We start from the raw sequence: 11841 nt of genomic DNA, 5'->3' as shown, positions 1-11841 counted from the left end.
TGTCCTTTAATTGGCAGCGGTACAATGTTAGAATGAACGTCATAACAGCAGAGTTTAAGGAGCGAAAAACGCTATGAATATACAGATAGTATGCGTAGGCAAGTTGAAGGAGAAGTACCTGGTGCAGGGCATTGCGGAGTACAGTAAGCGTCTTGCGCCTTACGTGCGCTTGTCCGTGCACGAGGTACCGGATGAGAAGGCCCCAGAGAACATGAGCGAAGCTGAAATGCGGCAAGTGCAGGAGAAGGAGGGCGTCGGAATTCTCGGCCACATCAAGCCGGACACCCACGTCATCGCCCTCGCGATCGGCGGCCAGCTGTGGTCCAGCGAGGACCTGGCGGCCCACATCGACAAGCTGGGGACGTACGGCACCAGCAACGTCGCCTTTGTCATTGGCGGCTCTAACGGCCTCTCCGAGGACGTACTGAAGCGCGCCCAAACGAAGCTCAGCTTCGGGCGGATGACCCTGCCGCACCAACTGATGCGCCTGGTGCTGGTAGAGCAGATTTACCGAGCGGTGAAGATTAATCGGGGGGAACCATATCACAAGTAGGGCGAATTAATTGGCTTAATCCCCCAAGGTGTGTGGTTATTCTTATCATAACAGCAGTAGTGAGTGATGCAGGAGAGATTGCAAGGCTGTCGCTCTTCATATCTATGCTCGGATGGGTTTTGTACAAAGGAAGTCACAACATATACTCGATAAGGAACTTCATTAGTAGTAAAAAGGAGTGTGCAGTATGGTTTTCGGGAGACTCGCTTGCGTGCTCGAGGGCCTCGGCTTGACGGCACCTTGAAAGTACCTTTGAACAACAAACTCGCGAAATTCCAAGTAGATATTTCTATATAATAGACATAAAGATATCTCTATCGTCCGTTTCTCTGCTATATTAACTGTGGTAAATTATGGAGAGAGCTTATTTAAATGTCTTAGAAGAAAATGACTAGGGGAGAAATACTTCTTGGAAACTCACTCATCCAAATATCAAATGAAAAAGAGCTATATTATATTATTGCTAGTGTCCATATTAGTTGTTTTAACTAGTTTGCGTATTTTATGGATGGAAACGTTTCATGATCCCAAACAGGCGTCAATTCATAATGGGCAATTCGATTTGCGCAATTGGAATGCAGAAGATGGCAGCATTCTATTACTTGACGGGGAATGGGAGTTTTATCCTTCGCAATGGTTGATAGATGGTAGTCGGCAACAATTGTTAGGCGATATTGCGCCAAGGCATATTCAGGTACCGGGAGGATGGAATGAAGCTTTGCATGCTGACAAGCCATCTCCATACGGGTATGGCTCGTATCGTTTGCGTCTTTATGTAGACCCGGCAAAGAACCTTAATTATAGTATTCGTGTACTCAGCGTACGCACTGCATCAGAATTATATGTAAACGGTCGATTGCTTACTAAATCAGGACAGGTGGCGACAACAAAGGGTGAATATATTTCGAAGGACCTACCTTATTCTACAACCTTTACAGCAGACGAAAACGGTGTAATCGAACTCGTCATTCAGGCGGCAAATTATGTGGATAGTCGAAGCGGGGGCCTTGTCCGATCCATTAAATTTGGTTCAGAAGAAGCCATTGCCAAAGAGATGAAAGCTTCCGTTTATATGCAGTTTTTGGCAGCGATTATATTTATTATGCATGCTGTCTATGCACTTATTTTGTATTTACTAGGAAATAAGGAAAAGAAGCTGCTCTATTTCAGTTTGCTTGCATTATGTGTAACAATCATGAGTGTATTTAGTGTTGATGAGAAGTTGTTCCACCAAATATTTTATATTGGAAGTGTTTGGGATTTCCGGATAGCGAACATTGCCCTCGTTATGGCAGCCTATGCTTTGCTCCAGTGTACGAATCATCGCGAGCTTCCATATTGGCGTAGGATGTACCCTGTCTATAAAGTATTGAATCTAGGGACTGCCGGCATCACTTTGTTTTTAGATCCACCTCAAGTGATTATGCTCTTTCCGGTTTATTATCTATTGGTTGGTATTGCTGCAGTTATCACGTTGATTACAATGTTTAAAAAAGTAATCAAAGGTTTAAAGAGCAATCTTTTACTGCTTTTCTCTTTTCTTGCGTTGATGAACCATTTTCTTTGGTCGTTAATCTTGCTGGATAGCGGATTAAGTCTTGTCTACTATCCGTTCGATATGATTATTGCGATGGGTTGTTTAGCCTCTGAATGGTTTAAGGGTTACTTTATCATGCATGCGAACACCAAAGAGCTTGCTGCAACCTTGCAAAGAATGAATGACCATAAGGATCAATTTCTGGCAAACACTTCGCATGAATTTAAAAATCCGCTGCATAGCATGCTTAACATGTCACAATCCGTTTTAAAAAGGGAGCAGCATTTATTGCAGGAACGGAGCATCAAGGAGCTTGAAACGGTTTTATCTGTAGGACGTCGAATGACATTGATATTAAACGATTTGATTGATGTGATGAGTTTACGGGAAGGCAATCCGCGTATACAGAAAAGAGTCATATTTATTCAGCCAATTGTGACCGGAGTACTTGATATGCTGCAATTAAATGCAGAAGTGAAGTCTGTAAAAATTGCAAATCAAATTCCTGAAGATTTTCCTCCAGTAAATGCGGATGAGAACCGGGTTGTTCAAATCGTTTTCAATTTACTTCATAATGCTGTGAAATATACGAATGATGGGGTCATTTCGATTCAAGCTTTTGTAAAGGATGTACGAGCCTATATCGTTATTGCTGATACCGGGATCGGAATGGATGAGAACATGCTTAAGCGCCTATTCCGTCCGTACGAGCAAGCCAGCACGAGTGAGACTATGATTGATGGTGGCTTTGGGTTGGGTTTAAGCATAAGCAAGCAACTGGTTGAGCTTCATGGGGGTACGTTAGATGTGTCCTCTACTTTAGGAGAAGGCTCAACATTTACATTTTCATTAAAGCTAGCAGACTTGAAAGCGGTGGAAGAGAATGATGTGACGAACTCATTTGATTCTTTACCATTACAATTCATGCCGATTCAAGAAAATGTTTCGATAAAAGCGGAAAAGGCAGATATCCCGATGGCTGCGAAACCAACAACTTTATTAGAAATGAATCGTGACCGTCCGATCCTATTAATTGTTGATGATGATCCTATCAACCTTCAAGTTCTTGAAGCCATACTACCACCGGACGAATATGAGGTAATGATGGTAACGAGCGGTAAAGAAGCGTTGGCTGTACTAGATACAAAGGAATGGGATCTGGTCATCTCCGATATCATGATGCCACAGATGTCCGGTTATGAGCTGACACGAATGATTCGTGAGCGGTTTACACTCACGGAGCTCCCTGTATTGCTCCTTACCGCAAGAAGCCAACCGAAAGATATTCAGAGCGGTTTTATAGCGGGGGCAAACGATTATGTGACGAAGCCAGTGGAAGCAATAGAAATAAAATCGCGGATCGAGGCGTTAACTACGATTAAACAATCCGTTCGGGAACAACTGCGATTAGAAGCTGCATGGCTGCAAGCGCAAATCCAGCCTCATTTTATATTTAATGCGTTGAATGCTGTAGCAGCTTTAAGCGATATTGATTTGGATAAGATGCGTAATTTGCTCGATGAATTCAGCAATTTTTTGAGGAATAAATTTAAATTTCAAAATATGGATAGGCTTGTTCCGATCGAAGAGGAGTTAAGTCTAGTGCGTTCTTATCTATATATTGAAAAGGCTCGGTTTGAAGAAAGGTTACAGGTTATTTGGGAGATAGATGGCTACGGGGACTTAAAAGTCCCATTTCTTACGATCCAGCCTCTCGTTGAAAATGCGATAAGACATGGCATAATGAAGCGCAATCGTGGAGGAACGATTCTTATTCGGATTTTTGTCTATGAGACGCATGCAGAGATAACCGTTGAAGACGATGGGGACGGAATAGACGAGGTTCAATTGCAACGAATATTAGAAAGAAAAGCGGATAGTCGTTCAGGTGTCGGATTGATTAATACGGATCAGCGATTAAAACGGCACTTCGGAACAGGACTTCATATCACAAGTACGTTAGGTACAGGGACAAAGGTAACTTTTCATGTACATAACAGGTTGAATAGCGGGGATAAAGCTAGGTGATAAATAAGTGATTGCATGAGGAGCATCCTTGGCTGCTCCTTTCTTAATTTTCGCTGATAGCCCCGTTAAGCTGAACCGTATCATAAGTAGGGCGAAATTTGCACGAAAACACCAGATGTAGGGACCATCCGTGGTGGATGGAGGCAACGAATTAGAGTACTTTTAAGGGCAGAACTGAAATCTTCGCGACGCTGATTTTGGCTGCGTTGAGCGTGCGGTATTTTACGATTAAGTCACGTTAGACCTGTCTTGGCCTTACATTTACAAGCAATATGCTGGCAACGATAAGCACCATGCCCACGATAAGGTTCATCGTCAAATGTTCATTCAGGAACAAAATGCTGCAGATGATTGAGCCGACCGGGATGAGGAACGTGTACGAGCCGACCTTCGATGCCTCGTCTGAACCAATTAGCTTGAAGTATACGAGCCAACCGAGCGCAATGACGAATACGGAGATGAACAGCGTATCGTACAAGAAGGCTGCCGTCCAGCGCACCTCTGACCAGCTCTCGACAGTCGAGCCGTAAGCCGTCATGACGATGCCTCCAATCACGATCTGCATAGCGGTCATCCACAGCGAATCGACCTTGGCCGCCTGCCGTTTGATATAGACTGTGCCAAGCGCCCAGCTTAGTGCGGATCCCAAGGCGAGCAGAATGCCGAAGATGGAGATGCCTCCAATCCACCGATGCTCATCGAGGCGACTCCGCCGAAGCCGAGCAGTAGGCCGACCATTTTCCGCGCGTACATCCTTTCTCCCAGCCCTCCTGCTACCGATAGCGTCGCGAACAGGCCCGCCACCCTGGTCTGTCCGAAATGCTCAATCGATCGCGAGTACACTCCACCGGTCGTACCGATCGCGACGAACAGCAGCAAAACGGCGACGCCCACTGTGACCGGATGACCGAGGAGCATGCTGATCGCCGGTGTCGGCGCCATGCCGAGCAGTGCGCCGAACGGCACGGAGCCTGTCAGCGCCCACAGTGCAGCGACTGAAAGCAGCCACGGTATCAGCGGAGCCGCGCGTCCGACGCGATGTCCCGGCCGGAGCATAGTCATTCGTCCGTTCTTATCCGTGGTGGAGAACAGCGGCAGCGTCTCGATATGTTCTTGCTGCCCGTGCTTCTGCTGACCCTCCGCAGCATCCCTCATCGACATCGCCCTCCCGAGGAAGATACTCGCACCCTGAGCGGCGGAGGGGGATTCCCCACGTCGCGGCCGGGACGATCAACTATAAAATGGAGGAGTTTCTTTCCTTTTTCTTCCTCATTATTGAACGTTTTTTGTAGGTGTTATGATATTCTAGGTGCCGTAATAGAAAGTTCAACTTCCTATTATCTTTGTACTCAGCCATACACAACTTCACCCCAATATTTCATATCTATATTTTACCACTATAAACCTTGTCTATAGATCAGATGAGTTCGGGTCCGGCGATGTAAGAGTTGATTGGCGGACATGATCGGCCCCTGATACTGGGGGGGACTATCCTAATGTGGGGGTGAATACTCGATTTGGGGGAAATTTATGCATTTAAAATAGCTCAAATACCGACCCTAAACTTCCCGTAATACATATCAAAAAGTGATGGATCTTCTTCGGTTAAGCCGAACAATCCAGGAGGGGAAGATTCGGATGTTGAATCCCCAGACTTCAGCCAACCCGGCGGATTAAGTGGGTCCGATGAAACGGATATATTAGGTGTATCTGATAAACCTGGTCCATCCGATACTTCGAATGATTCGGTGAATGTAGAGTCCTGAGACAGTAAAGGCACAGGTATCAAGTTGCCGAACACAGCTACGAATATGTACAGCTATTTGCTGGCGAGATGCATCATGCTGCTTGCAGGACTATCCCTCCTAAGAAGAAAAAAAGCATTAAGAAAGTTGACAAACAGCCCCTCAAGGCCGTAACCGCTGCAAGTCAGATAAGGTTGTATAGAAAATGTATAGGAGCAGCTAGTAGACTATAAGTTAATGAAGAAATAAGTAGATTTTTGGCGGATCCGACATGATCGTCCCGAATAAAAAAAATAGTGGTGATCACTTTTCCTAAAATTCTGCAAATAAAAGTAGGTTTCAACAAAGTTGGAGTATCGGGCCTAACCGTCCATTTTTTTCGAAGTATAATCCTAATTACGCAAGTGTTTAAATTCAATACTGTATACATACTCGTACGATAATGGCAAACCCGTTGAAAGACGGGGACGCAAAGCTAGAGGGGCTAAAGGATTTGCTGAAAACGCAAATGTCAATGCCAGCCAGCCGCCGAATACGACGGAAACTTCCGTCTATTAGCGCATGCCGCTTAAAGGACGGAAGTTTTTTTATTATATCGTAAAGGAGGATCGAAAAAGTCAGCTATGAGGATGGGGGCTTAACCCACTTCTTTAAAATCGCAATGAATTGGAGGAATGATTTTATATGCGCGTCCATGGATCCAGGAATTATTGGAATAAACAACTGATCCTGCTGCTTGTTTTTATGCTAGTAGCGGAAGGATTTTTCACTATGCTTGCGCCACAAACGGCGAAAGCGGCTGCTCCTGCTCCAGGCGGGGTTAGCGGAGATTTGATCTCCTGGGTAGAGTTCGAGAAGAGCATGGAGCAGGGGGAAATTGAAAACGGCCTTGTTACCGAATTGCAAGACTTGGCGGATGAAGGAAGGAAATGGACCCCTTTTGCAACAAAGGAACAGAAGGTGGAGAATATCGGCAATAAAATGATCAACTTCCACCTCGTGACCGTTCCCGAAAGTTCCGATGCTGCCGTACAATATAAGACAAATTCGCCATTTGCCGATCCAGCTTCAAATGCACGGGAAGTATTCTCCGTTCAGACAAAAGATCCGGATGCAACGTGCGTAAAGCCTCCTCTTGACACGTCAAACAATAGCGGCTTTCCTTGGGCAATGGGGGGGAGCTCTGGTTCGGATTATTGTGGCCTAAAAACCGGTAACGGAAGTAGATGGTCATCAGGTTTCGGTTCTGCTGGAGTGAGGGGGGCGGATGTTCTCGATAGAACAGTACTATTAGCTCCTAGCATCTTGAATGTCTCAAGCGCGGATAGTTGGACGATTTCCTGGAACGGGGCGTCAGGTAATAACCAGACGGGTAATATAGTGAATTGGGCGACGACCGGGGCAGGTGACGGGTACCATGCGATCGGAGGAACTAAAGAAAAACCTTTTAAAGGTGGGAGCATTGCGGAAGTACTTGTATATAATCGCAAACTGACTCCTACGGAGCGGCAACAGGTTAATAGCTATCTGGCCCTCAAATACGGAATTACGATGAAAGGCACCGACGATTATTTGGCCAGCGACGGCTCGACCAGAATGTGGACCAGAAATAACAACGTTGGCTATGTTCAGCGCATTACGGGAATTGGTCGTGATGATGACGGCACTTTGTATCAGAAACAATCGAAATCGCAGGCTGCTGGCGCCAATGTAACGATTGCGCTGGGTGATGCGATCACAGCGACTAACGATGCTAATACGAACCCGATTGCAAACGATAAAAGCTTCTTCGTTTTCAGCGACAATAACTTGTCGACCGTGTACGCCAAAGTCATCGATAATGACGATCTTCCCGCAAGCCATCAATTACAGCTCGCAACCAGCGTAACGTCGGCCAAGATGATGAATCGCGCATACAAGGTCGACAAAAGCGCCGATTGGAGCGATGCTCCGATTACCTTAAAAGTGGACGGCGCGGATGCAAGCGAGAATCAAGTGTTCTTATTCGTAAGTCCGGATAGCGCATTCTCGTCGGATGTAACCGCGCTGCCGCTGGATGCTTCGACGGGTCAAATCACGCTGAACAGCAGCGTATTGTCTGACGGCAGCTATTTTACATTTGTGGAGTATGTGGATAAGAGGTCGTTGGAGTCTCATGTTATTGATGCCGGAACCCTGGCTGAGGCCGATTATACCGAAGCCAGCTGGCAGGCATTTCAGCAAGCATTAGCTGATTCTAATAGCATTCTTACGGATGCGAATAAAACGCAAGATGAAGTGAATGCAGCCTTGAAGGCTCTTGAGGATGCTCGTGCAGCGCTAGTAAGCATAGCGGCACTTCAGGAGAAAGTGGATGAGATTAACGGCGAAATTACCGGCGGAACGTTGAAGGAAACGGATTATACGCCGGCGAGCTGGACCGAGTTGCAGAACAAGTTGGGCGAAGCCCAAACCGTTCTGGACAATCCGAACGCAACGAAGGCGGAGATCGATGCGGCATTAAAGGCGCTTGAGACCGCGCGCGGAAACCTCGTAATGGCGGGAGCGGAGCTTGAATCGCTGAACGTCTTCAATGCCGACGACAGAAGCCCGCTTGACTTCGAACCGCCGTTCGACGGTGATCGATACTTGAATTATACGACGGTTTCGAATTCCGTCTATGGAGTCGGCATTGAACTGAAAGCATTGAATCCGAACAGTACAGTCAAAGTGACATTCAATGGACAAGAGGTCGACGCCGCCGAATGGGATCGCCTGCCGCTCCAGGAAGGCCTCAATACCATCAAGGTAGAAGTGACCAATCCGAATGGCAATACGAATGTGTATCGGGTTGAAGTTTATCGTGTTTCCAACAAGCTCATATCGCTGACGCCTTCTACCGGTGTCTTGGAGCCTGCATTCGATCCGCTAACGGAAAATTATAAGATGAGCGTTACGAACAGCGTCTATCAGCTTCATTGGACGCCGGTAACCTTGGATTCGACCGCTACGATCGAGTTCAGCGTAAATGGCGGGGCATACGCAGGGGTCGCCAGCGGAACCGCAACTCCGCTTCATTCGCTTCAAGTCGGCGACAACACGGTCGTCTTTAAGGTGACGGATCAGGATGGCGTTGAAAGGTTGTATACCGTTATCGTAACCAGAGCCAGTGCACCTACGCCTGGCGATGGCGGTGGTGGCGGCAATGGCGGTAATGGCGGTAATGGCGGCAATGAAGGGGGAAGCGCGACTGCACCTGTACCGTCGGATGGCTCGGACATTCGTACATCCGTGAACGGGAAGGAGTATTCGTTTGCAACCGGCAAAACGTCAACTTCGGGAGACCGCACGATAACGTCGGTTCAAGTCGATCTGGACAAGCTGAACAATGCTTTGAATCAAGGCAACGGACAAAAGCTTGAGATTCTTTCTCCGCAAGACAGCGATTTAAAGGTTGACGGATTGACGGCAGAGACCGTGAAGCAAATCGCCGATAAGGGCGCAACCCTAGAGATCAGCAATCCGCTAGCGATCTATCCGGTTCCTGGCGGAAAAATGGACTTCAACGGGGTGTCCAAGCAATTGGACAACGCGGCGCTCGGCGATATAGCGGTTCATATCGACATAAAGCGTTCTTCGGATACTTTGATCAATAACGCAAAGAACAAAGCGTCAGCGGAAGGTTACGAACTTCTGGTCAACCCGGTCGATCTGGATCTCACCTTCTCGCATGGCAGCAAGACGGTCAGATCGGAACAATTGAACGGATATGCGGCGAAATACATCGCTCTGCCGGAAGACATCGATCCGAACCGCATTACGACAGGCGTTATCGTCAATCCGGACGGCAGCGTGTTCCACGTTCCGACGGTCGTGACGAAGATCAACAATCGCTACTATGCGATGATCAACGATTTGCGCAGCAGCGGTTCCTACTCGGTCATCTGGAATCCGCAGGATTTCGACGACGTGAAGAACCACTGGGGCAAAGCGGACGTGAACAATATTGCCGCAAGGCTTGATCTTGCGGGTACCGGGAACAATACGTTCTCGCCGGATCGGAACGTGACACGCTCCGAGTTTTCGGAAATTGTTGGGCTCGGTTTGGGCTTGATGCGGCAGAACGCACCAGAAAACATGTTCCCTGACGTTCCGGCTTCCGCTTGGTATCGAAACTCCGTTGCGATTGCTACTGAATTCGATATCGTCCGAGGCTATGACGACGGTAACTTCTATGGTGACCAACAGATTACGAGAGAACAGGGAATCGCGATGGTCGCGCGGGCATACAATCTGATCGACCCGCAAACCTCGCTCAGCGAGAATCGCATTGCTGAACTGCTGGCGAATTATAAAGACGCGGCAAGCGTATCCGCTTGGGCGAGAGCGGAAGTCGCCCGGCTGATCGAAGCGGGAATCGTTCAGGGCAACGGGCCGCAACTGCTCAGTCCGCAATCGAATATGACACGTGCCGAAACGACGGCATTGATTGCAAGATTGCTTAAAACAACCAATTTGATAGACAAGTAAACAAGTTACCCGAACAACCATTGACGAGTTACGATCGTCGATGGTTGTTTTTTCGTCGATAGCTCCGTTAAGCTGAACCGTATCATAAGTAACGGCGAAATATTTGGTGAAATGGCTCTTTCGTAACATATCAAATCTTCCTAGCAACAATGAAATATTCCTGAGAGCTTTTCTTCAAGCAATCCGATTCGACAATTGAAAAACTCCCTTTCTCAATTGTATCGATTAAATTTCGTATTTTAAATGATCTTATATTCGGCGTTAGACCAACTCTACCTGCAATGAATAACAAGCTGCTTAGAAATTTCTTTTCTCCCATGCATGGTATTGCAGAAATCAATAATCCTCCCGGTTTCAACAGTTCATTCATTCGTTGCAGAACGATATGTTCATCTTCCAACAAATGCAGAACATGGAAGGCCAAGATGGCATCAAATGAGCCTTTCTTATACCTTTCATCGAAAATGGTCGCATGAGCGTAGTTTATATTTGCGATGTTTCGCTCTTTTGCCTTTTTTTCTGCAATTGCGATCATATTCGAAGATATATCAATCGCATGAATCCCTTTCACATATTCGGCAATTTCATTTGCTATCAACCCAGTGCCACAGCCGAAATCCAAAACAATGCTGCTTATTTTAAGATGCGTTTTCGTTCTTTTTATTATATTGATGTAAGTCTGTTCATCCTTCATCTCGATTTGATCATATTGACTTGCTGTTTTGTCCCAGAAACGTTCTGATGCATTCATTTCCGTTACACCTTCTTTTCTAGAGCATCCGCCCGGTTGAATCCTTTAAGGATTAGCCATATAGCCAAAACCAATTGTTGAGAGGCTATTGGAACGTTCAACGTCATGTAGGTTGCATCGAGACCGATGAAGCGAATCATAAATAATAAGCTCGCCAATATGGACAATATAGATCCAATAAGACCCGAAACGGACAACCAGCGTGGGACGAATTTTGTTTGGTAAAATATGCAGTTAAACAAGAACATCGCCAAAACAGATGTCAGTGTCGTGGCTACATGATTCACCAAATCACGTCCTTCCCGTAACAATCCACCCAAGGTCTGAAAATACGAGTCATCCAGAGTTCCAACTTTTGTAAATTCGTGGCTTAATGTCAATAGCAACAGAAGAATGATTACACCAATAATAATGAACACACCCGCAATGATGCCGAAAGCAGCAGATCCAAGAGCTAAACCTTTATTATGCTTACTTAGAACCGGATACAACGCAATAGGAATACCCACATATGCAACAACCATTAACAACTGGGAAAACGCTCCTATCAGTACCTGATTTCCATTTGTAGAAGCCTGAACAAGGTAGTCTGCTCCATCTATAACTGGAACAACACTAAATATACCTGTAACCAACCCGGCTAATAATAACACCCCGGTAATTACTGCAGACCTTCTGCCTGAATTTGTATTCTTCCTCATCATCCATGAGCCTCCTC

The 11841-nt window shown here is 46.4% G+C and carries 6 protein-coding genes, 1 pseudogene and 1 riboswitch; of the genes and pseudogenes, 4 read left to right on the top strand and 3 right to left on the bottom strand.

The features are described from left to right. The first annotated feature begins 73 nt into the window (after positions 1 to 73). Positions 74 to 553, top strand: a complete 480-nt coding sequence (gene rlmH, locus AB4124_RS29340) for a 23S rRNA (pseudouridine(1915)-N(3))-methyltransferase RlmH (protein WP_441975025.1) — start codon at positions 74 to 76, stop codon at positions 551 to 553. A 436-nt stretch (positions 554 to 989) separates the two neighbouring features. Continuing rightward, positions 990 to 4118, top strand: a complete 3129-nt coding sequence (locus AB4124_RS29335) for an ATP-binding protein (RefSeq protein WP_441975051.1) — start codon at positions 990 to 992, stop codon at positions 4116 to 4118. Positions 4119 to 4356: 238 nt separating this feature from the next. Here the strand turns inward: AB4124_RS29335 and AB4124_RS29330 are convergent. Beyond that, positions 4357 to 5273, bottom strand: a pseudogene (locus AB4124_RS29330) (DMT family transporter). Positions 5274 to 5908: 635 nt separating this feature from the next. Here AB4124_RS29330 and AB4124_RS29325 point away from each other — a divergent pair. Further along, complete coding sequence (locus AB4124_RS29325; RefSeq protein ID WP_441975024.1) at positions 5909 to 6037, top strand: LPXTG cell wall anchor domain-containing protein; 129 nt, start codon at positions 5909 to 5911, stop codon at positions 6035 to 6037. A 260-nt stretch (positions 6038 to 6297) separates the two neighbouring features. After that, a riboswitch (cyclic di-GMP riboswitch) is annotated at positions 6298 to 6396 on the top strand. Positions 6397 to 6547: 151 nt separating this feature from the next. Beyond that, the gene (locus AB4124_RS29320; protein WP_441975023.1) at positions 6548 to 10372 is read left to right on the top strand and encodes an S-layer homology domain-containing protein; all 3825 of its coding nucleotides are present in this window, start codon (positions 6548 to 6550) and stop codon (positions 10370 to 10372) included. 130 nt (positions 10373 to 10502) lie between these two features. Here the strand turns inward: AB4124_RS29320 and AB4124_RS29315 are convergent, their stop codons facing one another. Both AB4124_RS29315 and AB4124_RS29310 read right to left on the bottom strand, forming a co-directional pair. Further along, positions 10503 to 11123: a class I SAM-dependent methyltransferase gene (locus AB4124_RS29315; RefSeq protein ID WP_430108655.1), complete on the bottom strand. Its 621-nt coding sequence runs from the start codon at positions 11121 to 11123 to the stop codon at positions 10503 to 10505. A 5-nt stretch (positions 11124 to 11128) separates the two neighbouring features. Continuing rightward, positions 11129 to 11827, bottom strand: coding sequence for a DUF4386 domain-containing protein (locus AB4124_RS29310; protein WP_441975022.1), 699 nt, complete (start codon positions 11825 to 11827; stop codon positions 11129 to 11131). Positions 11828 to 11841 lie beyond the last annotated feature (14 nt).

The sequence above is a fragment of the Paenibacillus sp. 2KB_20 genome (genome assembly GCF_052115765.1).
GTDB lineage: Bacteria > Bacillota > Bacilli > Paenibacillales > Paenibacillaceae > Paenibacillus_AQ.
Note: the sequence above shows the minus strand (reverse complement) of the source record. Positions and strands in the feature narration are given on the sequence as shown.